The organism is Delftia sp. NA_296.1, assembly GCF_052692095.1.
Genome location: NZ_JBQZGF010000001.1, coordinates 67165 through 80989 on the forward strand (window position 1 = coordinate 67165; position 13825 = coordinate 80989).

Consider the following 13825-nt stretch of genomic DNA (forward strand, 5'->3'; position numbering starts at 1 on the left):
TCCTCAAATGGCATCGGCGCTGAACTCCAGCGCCTGGGGTTGGGTTGCGAGGGCGGCGCGGACCAGCTCGGGCGGCATCGGCTCAGAGAACTGGCGCTGCAGCGCGGCTTCGAGAGTTGCGCAGCGGGCCTCAAGCTCAATCAGCCGGAACTCGGCCAGCGCGGGGTGGCGGGCTACGGTTGCGGCGTCAGGCAGCATTGCGGGCCTCCGCGATATTTCGGCGCGCGCACTGGTATGCGTACTTGCTCAGCCACTTCTCAATGGCCTCTCCCTGGGCCGTGTAGTCCTTCAGTTCGGCGATGACTTTTGCCAGCGCGAAGGGGATCTCTTTCATCGCTTCGATCACGAACTCAGGCGCGTAATCAGGCCCGTAGTGGATCTGCACGTATGCGTCCAGGAACGAGTCCTCTGCGTCGTACTCGCCCTGGCACGCGGCCAGAGCATCAGCATCCTGGCTTGCGAGGCATGGGGGGCGGGCGTTCATGGTTCACCCCTGGTCGCGTTGGCGATTGCGACACGCAGCTTTCGCCCTACCGCAGGAGACAGGCTGTGGTCGTTGTCGATGTTCATCACATCTTCGAGAACCGCTATTGCTGCCTCCAGAAGCTCTGGCGACGCAGCCATCAGGCAAATATCTGCGGGCTTCGGGTCTTCATCGAAGCAGCAAATAACGCTCCCATCCGCTCCATCAATCTGCGAACAGAAGCCTTCCTCTTCTTCGAAATTCCACGGTCCCGGGGTGTGCTTGTCTTGCATGAAGCCTCCTTGCGGCCCGCAGGCCAATGAAAAAGGCCCGGAGCGGTGAAGCTGCGGGCCGATGGAAAGAGCCGGCGCCCGGATGGGCACGCCTGGGGAGTTGGAAGGGGAGGGAGGAGATAGTCCCCCAGGACCCGGCTGAAAAGAGAGCCGTGTTCGCGCTTCAATCCCAGCATCCGACTTGCTGGGCGGTGGGAAGCGCGCGGCTGGAAAACCATCACAACTGCAACCGGCAGAGCTGCAGCACTATCCCGAGGGACCCAGTTGCAGATGTGATGGGCCCTGGGCTTGCCAGGGCGGGGGATCAGGCGAGCAGGTCAATGAGGTCTTGCTCAGCCCCAAGCTCGCCGCGCATGAACCGCTCCCCGTGCTCTTTTATGGCCAGCAGGGTGGCCTGCGCTCCCTTGTGATTCGACTCGATGATCGAGCGCCAATACGGGGATGGGTCCGTCTTCATCCGGCGCTCCATGCCCGACATGGCTTTCTCGACCTGGGCGCGCCTGATCGCTGCATGGCGCATGACGTCCTCTGGCTTCATCTCTCATCTCCTTGGTGTGCCCCGGCTACGAGCCGGGGGAGGGGGTCACAGGCGCCACATGCGGTAGCTGCCGTCGTCTTGTTTGCGAATGGTGTAGGCCTCTTTCAGGCCGATCTTGTAGATGCAGTTGCGCACATAGCCGACTTGGTTGCGCTCCAAACGCACCGAGTCTCCGCTCGCCATTTCTGCAATCTTCTTCTGCACGCCAGGCTTCCTGAAGGTCTCCTTGCCGCGCAGAGGAATGTCTTTCTCGATTACGAATTCCATGCTTCGACGCTCCTGTGTTGAAAAACCAAAGGCGCCGCAACGTGTCATGGCGCCTTTGGTTCTGCCCCTGTGCGCCAGGGGCGGGCGGTCATAGATTTGCTCTGTAGGCCTCGAACAGCCCAGCGTGGGCCAGCGCGTCATCAGCTGCAGCGCGCGCCTTGTCGATCTCGCTCTGCAGACCGTGGGCTGTCAGCGACTCCATCAAGCAGCTGATCAGCTTCGTCTCGCGCACTTCCATGGCCTGCCTCTTCAGCTTGAGCAGCTCCACCTTCGTGCGTTGCCGGTCGGCTTCGAGGTGCGCAATCTCGCTGTCCAGCGCTATTCGCTGCTCCACAGGGATCGATTCCCCATGCACAAAGAACAGCTCCTTGTTGCGCAGCCGAAGCGCCTCTTTCTCGAAGAGCTCCAGCTTGTTCTGCTCGCGCTTCATGGTCAGCTGCGCGATCTGGGCGGCCAGTGTTTCTTTCATGATTTCCCTTTCTGAAAAAACGAAGCGCACTCGGCGAATGCGCTTTGGTCTTTCCCCTGATGTCGTTCAGGGTGGACGGCTGACTTCTCCCGGTCTCCCGGCTCCAGCACGCGTTTTTGATCTAGCCCCAGCTGGGCCCGGCTCGCGAGTGTTGGTTCTCGCGCCACCTGTCTTTTGCTTCTGCCGACAGATCCACGGGGCAGGGCCTTGCGGCCTGTTCATCCTTCTTTGAGAGCTACAGAGAGATGCGGGCCGGTGCTGATCCCCGGCATATGGTGTGGCACTGATCCCATGCTTGCGCGGTGTCACTTGTTGCCCGCCTGTACCACCTACGCACAGGAATCGCACGTTTCCGTGGCCTGTGTTCGTCTTGCTGCGCATCAGCCTGCGCATTCCGCATCTCTCTGTAGCCCTCTGTTGTTAAAGACCAGTCAGCGCCAGGCCGATCCCGTGACACCCGCCGCCGCAACTGCTGCGCCCCTTGAGGCTCAACCTGCCCTCTGCTTCCTGTCGGGCTTCCCGGCTCCGTATCGCTTGCCGAGGTCGTTTCGCGTTTGTTGCTGCGATGGGTTAATTATGCAGTTATGCATGATGATGTCAATCAGATTTGCATAAGTCGGTGCAAAAAAAGTTCTCCGCTTGTTGCAGTCATGCACATGGGCATAAAAAAACCGCCCTAGGGCGGTTGGTCTCGGCGGAGTGGGCGTCTAAGGCGAAACGTTGCTGCTGTATGTCCACACATCGGCCATAGAGCCGGATATCGTGACGCGAACCTTGGCAAGCCCAGAGATTGGCTTGCTCTCAACGACCGAGACAGCCTTCGGCACGTCCCCAGATGTTGCGCAGGTCATCTGGATCTTTTGGTAGACGGCAAGATCCTGCTCATTTCTCTGCCTCTCAGTGATCGCCCCAGACTGTTGCGCCAAGTTTGACCCGTGCATGCGCCTTACGTCTCGGCGGATGCCCTCTTCCGTAACAGAGAGGTCGCCAAGAATCTTATGAGACCTGGCCATCGATTTGGAAAACTCTATGCTTGCTGAGGCCGTCTTCAAGGCACCCGTTCCAGTTAGATCTTTCCACCCACGCTTCACAGGCTCTAGTAGAGTTTCCTCACCTTCGCACAGCAAAGAGTCAGCCTTCAACTGAGCAGCAGAACAAGCGCCTGCCAAGAGGGTTGCCGCAAGCAAAAAGACTGGCTTTTGCATATCCACTCCGTCTACTTTTTCGTATTCCAGGCCAGGGGACTCTCTGTCTTGAACTCGACAACAGGAGCGCCCGCCTTGTAAAGATTGGCTTGCAACAGAATTTTCTTAGCCTTCGATGCTGCCGAGATGAACCGTTTGGGGTTGTTCAAGAACACGATCTTGGAATCGTGATCAGCTGCCCCTACGCCCTCAAACTTCATGACTGCACCGTCATCGAAGCGAACATGGATGGGGCATCCTTGATAAGTCGAGCAGAGGATCTGCCCCTTATCGATCGAGAAGATCACATCTAGTCCATAGGTCGGATGCTGTCGAACCTCTATCCAGCCATGGTTAGTCCCGCGGTAAGGAAAGTCTAGACTGAGAGAGCCAACGCTTTTCACCCTCGCGATCGAGGCCGTCTTGCTGGTCATCTTGTCTTCTTGCTTCTCGTACATCCATTGCGCTTGGGCGAAAAACGCAAGAGTCATCAGAGTGACAAAAGATAAGGCCTTCTTCATCAAGATTCCTTTATGGCATTCGCCAGCGGCTTGGCGGAACAACTGCCCCAATAGGCTGATAGTCTTCTATATCCCTAAGGTCAAGCGTCATGCGCTCCCCGCCGTTCACGCTCATGACCTCAATAGAGTCAGACCTTCGGAAGAGAAGCTCCTTCACCATTTTTGATCCGTTACGCATCTTGATGAGAATGTATTCTCCCTCTGACACGCTATCGTTCGGCTCAACAATGACATACCAGCCGTCGCGTATGGCGGGGAACATACTCATCCCCTTCATGCGGAGGCCGTAGGCATTGGCGTTGTCGCTGTAGTAATCAACTACTCCATCTCCAGCCCCCGGGATCGAGCTGAATTCCTCATAGAAGCCTTCTGGTCCCATCTTCGCCGTCCCAACGATGGGGACCATGCCCCGTTGACGCCTAGGACGACCCGCGTACTCGGTCTCGTCCTCTTGTTGCTTCGCCAATCCTAGCTCAGTTGCGCACTTCAAAGCGGATTCATCTGTCTGGAAGGCAGCCGCATCCAAGCCGAAGTAGTTGGCGATCGGTTTCAGCGTTTCAGTCTTGGGGATGTTGCCTTTCTGCAATCGACTTATGGCCGACTGGATGCCCCCAGGGCCAACCGCCCCGCCTGTGGAGTCTGAGATCGCTTTGGCCAAAGCGTTGGCCGAAGGAAGGCCGCTTTTCTTGATCAAGGCCTGGAGAAGGTCGCCGGGTGTCATAAGTCGCAATTTTCCACACACATCATGCAAATCTGACTTGCATAAGTCATGCAGTTATGCATAATGAGTGCATGAGTCAAATCCAAAGCCACATCAAAGACCTGCGAGAACAGCAGTCGCAGGCTCAAATCGCTGCCGAGCTGGGTGTGTCGCAGTCGCTCATCTCACGCTGGGAGGCAGGAGACATACCAGCTGCGGCAGATGTGGCCTTGAGCCTCGCCAAGCTGCACCGCGCAAAGGTGCGGCGCAAGCCTCAGCCTCCTGCATCTACCAAGGAGAGCAGCCATGCATGAGCCGCGTAGCTGCCCTCGATGTCAAGCCATGGTGGAGATCCACGCGACATGGCTGGCTGAAGACTTCCAGAGGTGGTACTGCTCTTGCGGGGCTACTGGACGTCTTTCCCCTTCTTCGCAATCACTTGAAGAAGCTCCATTGCACGCTTCACTGCGAACGTCTGCACCTCCGCGACCGTCAGGTTCGCGCTTCGTGGGATGACCACCGTGAAAGAAACACTTTCCTTGGTTTCTCCATTGGACGTCGACTGGACTGCATGGTCCCAGGTGACTTGCCAGCCCTCGGTGGTGTTCTGTATCAGAAATGGTGTGCCAAGGAATTCCATTTTGTCTGCCCCTCCTGGGGATGGTTGTGTAGGAACTTCCATTCTGCCCCAGGAGGGTGCGGGCACCAGACCTCCCTATCAACTGACTCTTTGCTCTCTGCATGACGTCAGTTTCGCCCCCAGCCGCTGAAACGGCAACGTCCAACTAGACCGGAGAACAGACAAATGATGTGGATCGATGCATTGCGCACAGCAGTCAACCAGTACCCCGGAGGCCGCCCCGCCGTGGCGCTGAGGCTATGCAAGTCGGACGAAGTGCTGCGCAAGGAGCTGGCCAACACCTCCAGCACTCACAAGCTGGGCCTGAGCGACACCCAGCAGATCGTGGAGATGCTAAGCGAGCAGGGCATTGATTGCTCGGGCTTCAAGAGTGCCGTGGATGCCGCGTGCGTATCGCCGGCCACGGTGGCATCTGCGTGCCTGCACATGCTGGCTGCTGACAGCTCCAAGGAAATGGCAGACGTGGTCTCTGAGGTCGCCATGTCCCTGTCTGACCAGCACATGTCGGACAACGACCGTCGTCGCGTGGACCGCGAGATCCAGCAGGCCATCGAGAAGCTGACTGCCCTGCGTGCCGCTGTTAACGCGCGCCACGCCAAGGACAACGAAGGCCGCGCGGAGTGATCTTCATGAAGCCCACCGCATTCCACATCCCCAGCAAGTCCGTGATGGCCGGCGCCAAGCCGTACAAGCCGGGCGCGCTGACTCCCTGCAATTACTTCCGTGTCGTTGGCCGGCACATCAGCCAGGCCGAGAACGACCGGCGCAGTGCCATGCGAAAGGCATCGATATGAAAGGACAAAAGCAAAAACGCCTGCAGCTGGAGAGCTAGCAGGCGTTCTAGGAGTCTGGTCTCGGCGGCAACCGGGATTCAGACGGTTCACGAAAACACATGCGCATTTTATGGCCCCGCGGGGCCAGCGCACAAGAGGAATCGAATGTCACTTGATGCGAGGCTGTCAGTTCTGCTGCCCAGCCATCCCAAAACCAAGAAGCTCATTCGCCGGCTGGGAAAGGCCGGTGCGTGGGATCTGGTTCGCCTGTTCCTATGGGTGGCATCCAACCGCAGCGATGGCGATCTGTCTGGCCTGTCAGATGAAGACCTGGAGCTGTCCATCGACTTCGATGGCGAGGAAGGTTCGTTCATCAGCGCGCTGGTTGAAGTCGGCTTCATCGACGGCCAGGAAGGCGCGCGCAAGGTCCATGACTGGCAAGAGCACAACCCATGGGCCGCTGGCGCCGATGCGCGCTCCGAAAAGAGCCGCTGGGCTGCTGTGTGCAAGCAACACGGACGCCAGGAGGCTGCCCGCCTGATGCCCGAATACGCCAAGCGCATCGGCTTCGCTGCTGATGGCGGTGCCACTGGCAAGCAACAGGAAAGCCAAGACTGTGCCAACGATATGCCAAATAGTGCCACTGGCACACCACTGGCAGGTTCTGGTTGTGCCCCGTCTCCGTCTCCGTCTCCGTCTCCGTCTCCGTCTCCGTCTCCGTCTCCGTCTCCAGTTGAAGACAAGGCGCCGCGCAAGCGCAGCGCTACCACCGAGGCGAGCCGACCTGATGACGTGGACCCGAAGGTGTGGACCGACTTCATCGCGCTGCGCAAGGCTAAGAGCGCTCCGTTGACGGACACCGCGCTGAAGGGCATTGCTACCGAGGCAGCGACTGCGGGCATATCGCTGAACGACGCAATTGCCTGCTGCTGCTCCGCTGGTTGGCAGGGGTTCAAGGCGAGCTGGTACGCCAACCGCGAAGGATCGAGTGTCCGGGCGACTGGGCAGCGCATGCCCAAGCCGGATAACTTCTCCGAAAGGGACTACGGCTACGGCGTGGAGGGCGTGTGATGAAGTCCATTCAATCCCTGGCAGACAAATCGGCGGATATCGCCATTGCCCTCAGCAATGCCGAGCCACGATTCGAGCCCCGCACATGCGAGAAGCACGGCGATTACCAAGCGCGCCACCTGTTCCGAGACCGCTTCGCCGGCTGCCCTGAGTGCCGCCGTGAGCGCGAGGAAGCCGAAGAGCAGGAGAAGCGCGAAGCGATGCGCCAAGCCTACGAGGCGTCGATGTGGATGACCATCGACCGGGCCGGAATCCCCGAGCGCTTCACCTCGAAGACGCTGCAGAACTACGACGCCCAAACGCCTGAGCAGCGCGCGGCGCTGACTTTCGCCACGAGGTATGCAGAGGACTTCGCTGCAATCATGAAGACGGGCCGTAGCGCGATCTTCCTGGGCCGGCCTGGCACTGGCAAATCGCACCTGGCCTGCGCCATTGGGCAGCACGCAATTCGCCTGCACAGGGCATCCGTCCTGTTCATCACTGTCCTGCGCGCCATGCGCAGCATCAAGGACACATGGGTGAAGGGCTCCGAAGTCAGCGAGTCCCAGGCCATCGCCGCGCTGGTGTCTCCCGACCTGCTGATCCTCGATGAGGTCGGCGTGCAGTTCGGCAGCGACTTCGAGAAGAACACCCTGTTCGACGTGCTCAACGAGCGATACGAGCGGCGCCGCCCCACGCTGTTCCTGTCTAACCTGACCAAGCAGGAGATCGCTGGATTCCTGGGCGAGCGCGTCATGGATCGCATCCGCGAGGACGGCGGCAAGGTCATCCCCTTCACATGGGATAGCCATCGAGGGAGGGCCGCGCAATGACGCTCATCGGCCAACTGCGCAACGGTTCAGTGCTTCGCTACCGCGAGGGCTTTGGCTTCTACACAGTCAAGCAGGGCAAGACCACAGCAGTGGACCAGAACGAAGCAGAGAGAGCAGTCCGCACAGGTCGCGTAAGGCCAGAGGCAAAGGACGCAGACAAGTTCGGGGTTTGGCACTTTTCACTGATCAACAAAGGAGTGGGGCAATGAGCAAGACAGAGACACAGAGCGAAGCGCTGAGGCTGGCGGAAACGCTGGAGATCTACGGTCATCGCGGAACTCAAAAGGCAGCTGCCGAGCTGCGCCGCCTGGACGCACGCGTCAAGTCACTGGAGTTCGCTTTCAACGAGTGGCACGACAAGACTGATTGGGTGCAGGAAACGGCCCAGGCGCTAGAACTCGGCATGCACCGCGCCGATGTGCTGCGCGCCCGAATTGAGGCGCTGGACGCAGCGAACAAGGCCCTGCGCGCCGATGCGGAGCGGTATCGCTGGCTGCGCGACTTCCACAACGGGCCAGACGGCGTGAAGAGCCAGTTTCCGTACATCGCGGCTGGAGACGATGAAGAATTCGCATGGGCATTTTCTGGCGTTACCGCTGATGCCGCCATCGATGCCGCCATGGCAGCAGCCAAGAACGGAGGCGCAGCATGAGCACCCCCTTCGAAATGCTGGTCGCTGCCGGCCGCGCCTGCGGGCACGACCAAGATCCGACGTTCTTACCGCTGGTGGAATGCGGTTACTGGAACCCGCGCGTCGACAGTGGGCAAAGCCTCCAACTTGCAGCCGCCCTGCGCATCAGCGTGGAGCACAACCCGCCAAGCTGCAATCGTCCGTGGGTATGCGCCAAGGTCGATAACCGAGTGTCGAGCCCCGTCCAGTTGTTCATGGAAGACGTACCCGACGAATCCCAGCGCGCAGACCGCATGAGGCTCGCAATCCTGCGCTGTGCTGCGGCTCAGGCGCCGAAGGAGGCCGCATGAAAGCACAAATTCTTCTGCTGGCCATCCTGCTGACTGGCTGCAATGTCGATCAGCAGCGCGCCCTGTTCCAGTATTGCCTCCAGGCTGCAGAGCCGGCCACAGCCGAGGCGATCAATGCATGCCGCGAAGCAGCGTGGCCTGAACAGCGCACCAGGGCGCCAAAGGAGCAAGCATGAGCGCCCTCAACACCCAAACAGGCGGCGACCACTACAAGGGCTGCGCCATCCAGCCCATCCAGTACATCCACGCCAACGGCCTTGATTTCTTCCAGGGCAACATCGTGAAGTACGCCACACGGCACAAGGCCAAGAACGGCGCCGAGGACCTGAAGAAGGTCATCCACTACGCCCAGTTGGCACTGGAGCTGCAGTACGGCATCAAGCCCGCTGACGAGCTCGCAGACATGGTGCGGGCGGGGAAGGGGGCTCAGTAATGGGTCAGGCAAAACAACGAGGCACGAAAGCAGAGCGCGTGGCATCCGCCATCCTGGCAGACCAGGAAGAGCGTCGAAAGCGTAAGGAGGAGCGCTCCGCGGAAGAAGCCAAGGAGCGCGCATGGATGGAATCGCTGTCTGAGTCGGAAAGATCGGCCATAAAGAAAGACCGTCACCGCTCCAACATGTTGATTGCAACCTTAGCTGGTGTTGTCGCGGGCTCCCTGATGCGAGGAGGATCGCAATGACTGACCGCCTCGAAATCGAGCTGTTCAGCCGTCAGCAGGCCTGGGTCGCCATCAAGGCGCAGTTGTTTCCTTTTCTGCAACAAGTGCTGCAGGGCTCCGGGCGCTGGGTGCTGACCGTCACGCGCCGAAGGCGCACCAAGGCCCAGAACAAGCGGTACTGGGGGCAGGGCGTGCTAGCACAGGTGGCCGCGCAGGCGGTCGTCAACGGCAAGCAGTACGACGCCGAGACGTGGCACGAGATGTTCAAGCGTCTGTTCGTCGGAGTGGTGGAGCTACCCAACGGCGAAGTCATCGGCAAGAGCAGCGCCAACCTGACCACCGCCGAGTTCTCCGAGTTCTGCACCCGGGTGGAGGCATACGCCGCCTCCGAGCTCGGCGTGACGTTCTATGACCTGTGGGAGGGGAAGTGATGCGGGTTCTGTTTCTCGACATTGACGGCGTGCTCAACAGCACCCGCACAAGCGTGGCCCATGGTGGCTATACCCATGAACTGACGCATACCGAGGCGTTTGACTGGGTGGCCATCAAGCTGCTGCAGCGCCTGTGCGACTCGTCTGGCATCCAAGTGGTGCTCTCCAGCCCCTGGCGGCTGACGCACGACTACAAGGATGTGGCCAAGGCCTTTGACCTGCCGATCATTGACTGCACGCCCCGCGGGTGGGCTTTAACCCACCGGCGCGGCGAAGAAATCCAGAACTGGCTGGACAACCACGTCGAAGTGACCAACTACGCCATTCTGGATGACGACCCGGACATGCTGGACAGCCAGGCTCCGCACTTCGTCAAGACCAGTGGCCACGAGGGCATGACATGGGCCGACTTTTCGCGCCTGTGCCAGATCTTCGGTGAGTCGCCGTTCTCTGGTGAGGTCCGCCAACGCAACTGGCGCGAAACCAAGCTGGCATGGGAGGCCTGAGCATGAAAACCGCGTACTGCATCTGCACTGCATTCATCATCCTCGCCGCCTGCGTGAGCAAGCAATGGGCATTGGCCGTGTGCACCCTGGTGTCCGCGCCGGGGTTCTGGTTCCTTTGCCTGAAGGAGGGCCAGGAATGAGCGACTACCTAGAACCCATTACGAGCCTAGATGAACTGAATGACGATGAATGCCTAGCTGGCTATCGCGCTGGCCTCGGGTTCATTGAGGTTGACCACACACAGAAGAGCCGCAGCTACTGGCACGGCTACAGCAATGGCCGAGCTGATCGCCGACTGGAGCCGATCAGCCCCGCTGCGCATGCGATCGCGCGCCAGATGGTGGCCGAGCGCCGCGCGAAGGGGATGCACTGATGGGATTCCGCCGCACACGCTGCCCCCACTGCAAAGGAAAGCTCGAAGCCGGCCAGCGCATCCATCCAGAGTGCATCGACGCCTATGCCGAAGCCGAGGGCGCCAAGGCCGAGCGCAAGCGCCTCAAGCAGGAGCGCATGGCCGCCCGGGTCGAGAAGGCCGAGATTCGCCGGCGCAAGGATGCCGCCAAGCCGCGCGCAAAGTGGCTGTCCGAGTGCCAGGACATCATCAACAAGATCGTCCGTCTGCGCGACAAGCACTTGGGCTGCTGCTCATGTGACCGCGGCCCCGGATGGGATGGCCAGTGGCACGCATCGCACCTGCGTTCCGTGGGCGCCGCATCTGCTGTGCGCTTCCACCTTTGGAATATCCACAAGGGCTGCTCCATCTGCAACAAGCACCTGAGCGGCAACCTGGCTGAGTACCTGCCGCGCATCCGCGCCCGCATCGGCGATGAGAAGGTGGACTGGCTCTACACCCAGAACCAGCTCGTCAAGCACGACGTCGAGTACCTCAAGAAATTCAAGCGAGTGATGGGCAGGCGCCTGCGCCGCATCGAAAAACGCAACAACTGAAGAAAGAGAGCCACGCATGATCGAGAACCAGCACCGTACCATTGCCGAAGCCTATGCAACGGCTGTCTCTTCCTCGGATCTGAAGTGCGACACGCGCGAGGGTGCGCCGCGATCCGACTCCGATGTTCTGGCCGCGGCCGGCTGGTGTGAATCCCGCATCGGTAGCGCACTGCTGCGTCTGCACACGGAGTACGACGGCGCGGAGCACCCCAGGCTGATGAAGTGGCAAGACTTCTACCGCGCGCCCGCAGAAAAGGGCGGCGAGAAGGAGGCGAAGGCCAAGAAGTTTGCCGAGGAACAGTGCAATGAGCACAACACCACACAACAGCTGCTGATGCGCTCCAAGCTCAAGACGCTGCCAGCCGTGGTCCAGCAAGTCGAGGATCAGCTCAAGAAGTGGGGAGAGGAAGACGCCCACGCCACGGCAAACGCAGTCGTCATCTGGTGGCTGCAGCAGGCCTGTCGCTCTTGTGATGGCCGCAAGTTCGAGATCGTCCCAGGCACTGCGCGGCTGAGCAACAAGACCTGCAAGCCCTGCGGCGGCACAGGCCATGCACGCATTCCGCACGGCGATATTGGCCGGCGCACAGCCAATTTCATCGACGACTGTGTGTGCCGCGCACGCCTCTCCATCTCCAAACGCTTGCGTGCAACTCGCCATTGATTTAAACTGCACTCGCCGATTGCACTGCCTGCTAAGGTTGTCGCGCGGCACCTCTCTGCCGAATGCCCGTAGCAACAGCCTGGCGCAAAGCCTGTAGCGACTGCGGTAGATGTCGATGGAGAAACTCGCCCTGATTTTTGGATTTCGAGCAGCACTGGCGACTGCAGCGGACTGTAAATCCGCCGTCCAAAAGACAACGGGGTTCAAGTCCCTGGAAATCCACCAAAACACCAAAGCCTCGATTGCTCGCGCAGTCGGGGCTTTCTCATTTCCGCAGGGCCCGCGCCAATCCATCCATGCCCGCTCCTTCTGGCGTCGGCCCTGCACCCATTCAGCGATCAAGCACAAGGTGTGTCGCCGGCCTTCCAAGCCGCGCAGCTGCGGTTCGATTCCGCATGGTCGCTCCACAGCATGATGTTCTCATGAAGACCCGCACCATCACCAAAGCCCAACTGGCCCAGGCCCTGCAGAAGTGGGGGCTGCTTCACCGCTCAGGTGGCTGCCTCGCAGCAGAGACCGCCGACGTGCTGCCCATCGAGGAAGTCGCCGCGGCTGGTGCTGATGCGCTGTGGCAGTGGCTGGATGAAGTGGCAGCCGAAGCCGCATGAGCTTCTCTGAATATCTGCGCCGCGTTGAAGCATTACTCAGGCGATGCCAGAAACGCGGCCTCCCTGCCTGGGCCAAAGAGCATAGCAATAGACAGCTTGCATACGCTCGGCACATTCGATTGCATGCAGGTGATAAGACGGTGCCGAAGCATGTGCGGGACCATTGCCTCAGCCGGGCATTCACGGTGCTAACTTCGTTGGACGGTATGTTGCGCTACCACCTGCGGAGCCAAACATGACCTGCCCAGGCTGCGCAAAGCGCCGCGCCTGGCTGGCCAAGATGACAAGGATTGCAGCGGAAAGGTCGGCAAATGCCATTAGGAGATTTGTTGAAAGACCAGGATCAGAAACTGATGGCCGAGAGAAGGCTGGAGCTGAAGAAGCAGCTCCGACCGACGGCCGGTTTCGCTCAACTGGCGCCATGGGGAACATACAGGGGCGAGACTCCAGAAAATGACCCATTGCCGGAATCGATCGCAAGGTTGTTCACGAGGGATTGCATATGAGCGAGCAAACCAGGCGCTACGGAGAGAACCCGCCAGCACCTCCGATCAGCCAGCGACCCGAGATGCCGCCGCGCAAACCAAGCCTGGCAGATCAACAAGTGGTGCGTAGTGCCGAGCAAATGGCAGATGACAGAAGGGTGCTGCAAGCCTATTTGCATGAGACGCATGGGATGGGTCTGCCAAAGATTGTTCCCTTGGGGCCTCAGGGGCCAAGCCCCGACATGATGGCTCTCATCAACGCCTTGGCAGAACAGACCGCCGCGATCAACCATTTCGCCCGGAGCAATGAAGCTCTTGTCCAGGCCATGGCCCAGGATGGAGAGATGGGCGACGACCTGCCGCCCACTGTCGGGTTGAATGGGAAGCCGCTATGAGCGACACGCCGAAAGTCTTGCGCATCGTCCCAGGTCAGCGCGACAGCACCGGCGCCCATGCAGCCATGGGAACCCGCATCTTCTGCGGAGACCAAGAGGTCAGCCATGTCACGAAGCTGACGCTGGTGGCTGAGGTCGGCGGTATATGGAAGGCAGCCATCGAATGTGCCGTGATCCCGCCTGAGGTGGACGCGCTGCATGAAGGCGAGGTCAATGTGGTCGAAGTGACCGACCTGAGTGATGAGGTGAGGTCTTTTATCCGGGCTGCGGTGGCAGGCACGGAGCCAACCATCAACGTCAGTCTGCAGTCCAGCAAGAAATCCTAGGCTATGGCCACGAAAGACATCTCTGGCCTGCAGTGCTGCCAGGCAGCTGCAAATGCAGGGCTAGCCCATACAAGCACTGGCAGCTACCTA

General features: G+C 60.0%; 29 protein-coding genes and 2 tRNA genes. 21 read left to right on the top strand and 10 right to left on the bottom strand.

Features of this window, described 5'->3' with window-relative positions:
* Positions 1 to 3 precede the first annotated feature (3 nt).
* The 9 genes from ACUTR7_RS00305 to ACUTR7_RS00345 all read right to left on the bottom strand — a co-directional run bounded on the left by ACUTR7_RS00305 (position 4) and on the right by ACUTR7_RS00345 (position 4456).
* Positions 4 to 198 carry a hypothetical protein gene (locus ACUTR7_RS00305; RefSeq protein ID WP_445607803.1) on the bottom strand — a complete coding sequence of 65 codons (195 nt, stop codon included), beginning with the start codon at positions 196 to 198 and terminating at the stop codon, positions 4 to 6.
* Entirely contained in the window at positions 188 to 484 is a 297-nt protein-coding gene (locus ACUTR7_RS00310; RefSeq protein WP_445607804.1) for a hypothetical protein, read from the bottom strand. The genes ACUTR7_RS00305 and ACUTR7_RS00310 overlap by 11 nt, the downstream gene beginning before the upstream one ends.
* Positions 481 to 756, bottom strand: a complete 276-nt coding sequence (locus ACUTR7_RS00315) for a hypothetical protein (RefSeq protein WP_445607805.1) — start codon at positions 754 to 756, stop codon at positions 481 to 483. The genes ACUTR7_RS00310 and ACUTR7_RS00315 overlap by 4 nt, the downstream gene beginning before the upstream one ends.
* 304 nt (positions 757 to 1060) lie before the next feature.
* Positions 1061 to 1294 (bottom strand): hypothetical protein, encoded by a 234-nt coding sequence (locus ACUTR7_RS00320; protein WP_445607806.1) that lies wholly within the window; start codon positions 1292 to 1294, stop codon positions 1061 to 1063.
* 45 nt (positions 1295 to 1339) lie between these two features.
* Positions 1340 to 1561 carry a hypothetical protein gene (locus tag ACUTR7_RS00325; RefSeq protein ID WP_445607807.1) on the bottom strand — a complete coding sequence of 74 codons (222 nt, stop codon included), beginning with the start codon at positions 1559 to 1561 and terminating at the stop codon, positions 1340 to 1342.
* 88 nt (positions 1562 to 1649) lie between these two features.
* Positions 1650 to 2030 carry a hypothetical protein gene (locus tag ACUTR7_RS00330; RefSeq protein WP_445607808.1) on the bottom strand — a complete coding sequence of 127 codons (381 nt, stop codon included), beginning with the start codon at positions 2028 to 2030 and terminating at the stop codon, positions 1650 to 1652.
* A gap of 707 nt (positions 2031 to 2737) precedes the next feature.
* Positions 2738 to 3235 carry a hypothetical protein gene (locus tag ACUTR7_RS00335; protein ID WP_445607809.1) on the bottom strand — a complete coding sequence of 166 codons (498 nt, stop codon included), beginning with the start codon at positions 3233 to 3235 and terminating at the stop codon, positions 2738 to 2740.
* An 11-nt stretch (positions 3236 to 3246) separates the two neighbouring features.
* Positions 3247 to 3735: a hypothetical protein gene (locus tag ACUTR7_RS00340; RefSeq protein WP_445607810.1), complete on the bottom strand. Its 489-nt coding sequence runs from the start codon at positions 3733 to 3735 to the stop codon at positions 3247 to 3249.
* A 10-nt stretch (positions 3736 to 3745) separates the two neighbouring features.
* Entirely contained in the window at positions 3746 to 4456 is a 711-nt protein-coding gene (locus ACUTR7_RS00345; protein ID WP_445607811.1) for a S24 family peptidase, read from the bottom strand.
* A 71-nt stretch (positions 4457 to 4527) separates the two neighbouring features.
* Between ACUTR7_RS00345 and ACUTR7_RS00350 the strand changes: the two genes are divergently transcribed.
* Positions 4528 to 4749 (top strand): helix-turn-helix domain-containing protein, encoded by a 222-nt coding sequence (locus ACUTR7_RS00350; RefSeq protein ID WP_445607812.1) that lies wholly within the window; start codon positions 4528 to 4530, stop codon positions 4747 to 4749.
* 92 nt (positions 4750 to 4841) lie between these two features.
* On the opposite strand, the gene ACUTR7_RS00355 is transcribed toward ACUTR7_RS00350, so the two are convergent.
* Entirely contained in the window at positions 4842 to 5075 is a 234-nt protein-coding gene (locus ACUTR7_RS00355) for a hypothetical protein (protein WP_445607813.1), read from the bottom strand.
* A 165-nt stretch (positions 5076 to 5240) separates the two neighbouring features.
* Here ACUTR7_RS00355 and ACUTR7_RS00360 point away from each other — a divergent pair, with 165 nt between their 5' ends.
* The 20 genes from ACUTR7_RS00360 to ACUTR7_RS00455 all read left to right on the top strand — a co-directional run bounded on the left by ACUTR7_RS00360 (position 5241) and on the right by ACUTR7_RS00455 (position 13735).
* Positions 5241 to 5699, top strand: a complete 459-nt coding sequence (locus ACUTR7_RS00360) for a phage regulatory CII family protein (protein WP_445607814.1) — start codon at positions 5241 to 5243, stop codon at positions 5697 to 5699.
* A 5-nt stretch (positions 5700 to 5704) separates the two neighbouring features.
* Positions 5705 to 5869 (top strand): hypothetical protein, encoded by a 165-nt coding sequence (locus tag ACUTR7_RS00365; RefSeq protein ID WP_445607815.1) that lies wholly within the window; start codon positions 5705 to 5707, stop codon positions 5867 to 5869.
* 144 nt (positions 5870 to 6013) lie between these two features.
* Positions 6014 to 6919 carry a hypothetical protein gene (locus tag ACUTR7_RS00370; RefSeq protein WP_445607816.1) on the top strand — a complete coding sequence of 302 codons (906 nt, stop codon included), beginning with the start codon at positions 6014 to 6016 and terminating at the stop codon, positions 6917 to 6919.
* Complete coding sequence (locus ACUTR7_RS00375; RefSeq protein WP_445607817.1) at positions 6919 to 7731, top strand: ATP-binding protein; 813 nt, start codon at positions 6919 to 6921, stop codon at positions 7729 to 7731. Before ACUTR7_RS00370 ends, ACUTR7_RS00375 begins: the two co-directional genes overlap by 1 nt.
* Complete coding sequence (locus ACUTR7_RS00380) at positions 7728 to 7940, top strand: hypothetical protein (protein WP_445607818.1); 213 nt, start codon at positions 7728 to 7730, stop codon at positions 7938 to 7940. The genes ACUTR7_RS00375 and ACUTR7_RS00380 overlap by 4 nt, the downstream gene beginning before the upstream one ends.
* Positions 7937 to 8383: a hypothetical protein gene (locus ACUTR7_RS00385; RefSeq protein ID WP_445607819.1), complete on the top strand. Its 447-nt coding sequence runs from the start codon at positions 7937 to 7939 to the stop codon at positions 8381 to 8383. The genes ACUTR7_RS00380 and ACUTR7_RS00385 overlap by 4 nt, the downstream gene beginning before the upstream one ends.
* Positions 8380 to 8712 carry a hypothetical protein gene (locus tag ACUTR7_RS00390; RefSeq protein WP_445607820.1) on the top strand — a complete coding sequence of 111 codons (333 nt, stop codon included), beginning with the start codon at positions 8380 to 8382 and terminating at the stop codon, positions 8710 to 8712. The genes ACUTR7_RS00385 and ACUTR7_RS00390 overlap by 4 nt, the downstream gene beginning before the upstream one ends.
* On the top strand, positions 8709 to 8888 hold the full coding sequence (locus ACUTR7_RS00395) for a hypothetical protein (RefSeq protein WP_445607821.1): 180 nt from the start codon (positions 8709 to 8711) through the stop codon (positions 8886 to 8888). The genes ACUTR7_RS00390 and ACUTR7_RS00395 overlap by 4 nt, the downstream gene beginning before the upstream one ends.
* Positions 8885 to 9145 (top strand): DUF3310 domain-containing protein, encoded by a 261-nt coding sequence (locus tag ACUTR7_RS00400; protein WP_445607822.1) that lies wholly within the window; start codon positions 8885 to 8887, stop codon positions 9143 to 9145. Before ACUTR7_RS00395 ends, ACUTR7_RS00400 begins: the two co-directional genes overlap by 4 nt.
* Positions 9146 to 9183: 38 nt before the next feature.
* Positions 9184 to 9393: a hypothetical protein gene (locus tag ACUTR7_RS00405; protein ID WP_445607823.1), complete on the top strand. Its 210-nt coding sequence runs from the start codon at positions 9184 to 9186 to the stop codon at positions 9391 to 9393.
* Positions 9390 to 9803 carry a recombination protein NinB gene (locus ACUTR7_RS00410; protein ID WP_445607824.1) on the top strand — a complete coding sequence of 138 codons (414 nt, stop codon included), beginning with the start codon at positions 9390 to 9392 and terminating at the stop codon, positions 9801 to 9803. Before ACUTR7_RS00405 ends, ACUTR7_RS00410 begins: the two co-directional genes overlap by 4 nt.
* On the top strand, positions 9803 to 10309 hold the full coding sequence (locus ACUTR7_RS00415; protein WP_445607825.1) for an HAD domain-containing protein: 507 nt from the start codon (positions 9803 to 9805) through the stop codon (positions 10307 to 10309). Before ACUTR7_RS00410 ends, ACUTR7_RS00415 begins: the two co-directional genes overlap by 1 nt.
* A gap of 136 nt (positions 10310 to 10445) precedes the next feature.
* The gene (locus ACUTR7_RS00420) at positions 10446 to 10682 is read left to right on the top strand and encodes a hypothetical protein (RefSeq protein ID WP_445607826.1); all 237 of its coding nucleotides are present in this window, start codon (positions 10446 to 10448) and stop codon (positions 10680 to 10682) included.
* Complete coding sequence (locus tag ACUTR7_RS00425; RefSeq protein ID WP_445607827.1) at positions 10682 to 11257, top strand: recombination protein NinG; 576 nt, start codon at positions 10682 to 10684, stop codon at positions 11255 to 11257. Before ACUTR7_RS00420 ends, ACUTR7_RS00425 begins: the two co-directional genes overlap by 1 nt.
* Before the next feature lie 16 nt (positions 11258 to 11273).
* Positions 11274 to 11921 carry a hypothetical protein gene (locus ACUTR7_RS00430; protein ID WP_445607828.1) on the top strand — a complete coding sequence of 216 codons (648 nt, stop codon included), beginning with the start codon at positions 11274 to 11276 and terminating at the stop codon, positions 11919 to 11921.
* A 139-nt stretch (positions 11922 to 12060) separates the two neighbouring features.
* Positions 12061 to 12146: transfer RNA gene (locus tag ACUTR7_RS00435), tRNA-Tyr, on the top strand.
* Positions 12147 to 12255: 109 nt separating this feature from the next.
* Positions 12256 to 12328: transfer RNA gene (locus ACUTR7_RS00440), tRNA-Gly, on the top strand.
* 15 nt (positions 12329 to 12343) lie between these two features.
* A complete protein-coding gene (locus tag ACUTR7_RS00445) occupies positions 12344 to 12529 on the top strand; it encodes a hypothetical protein (protein ID WP_445607829.1) in 186 nt (61 codons plus the stop codon).
* Positions 12530 to 13031: 502 nt separating this feature from the next.
* Positions 13032 to 13409, top strand: a complete 378-nt coding sequence (locus ACUTR7_RS00450) for a hypothetical protein (RefSeq protein WP_445607830.1) — start codon at positions 13032 to 13034, stop codon at positions 13407 to 13409.
* Positions 13406 to 13735 carry a hypothetical protein gene (locus ACUTR7_RS00455; protein ID WP_445607831.1) on the top strand — a complete coding sequence of 110 codons (330 nt, stop codon included), beginning with the start codon at positions 13406 to 13408 and terminating at the stop codon, positions 13733 to 13735. The genes ACUTR7_RS00450 and ACUTR7_RS00455 overlap by 4 nt, the downstream gene beginning before the upstream one ends.
* Positions 13736 to 13825 lie beyond the last annotated feature (90 nt).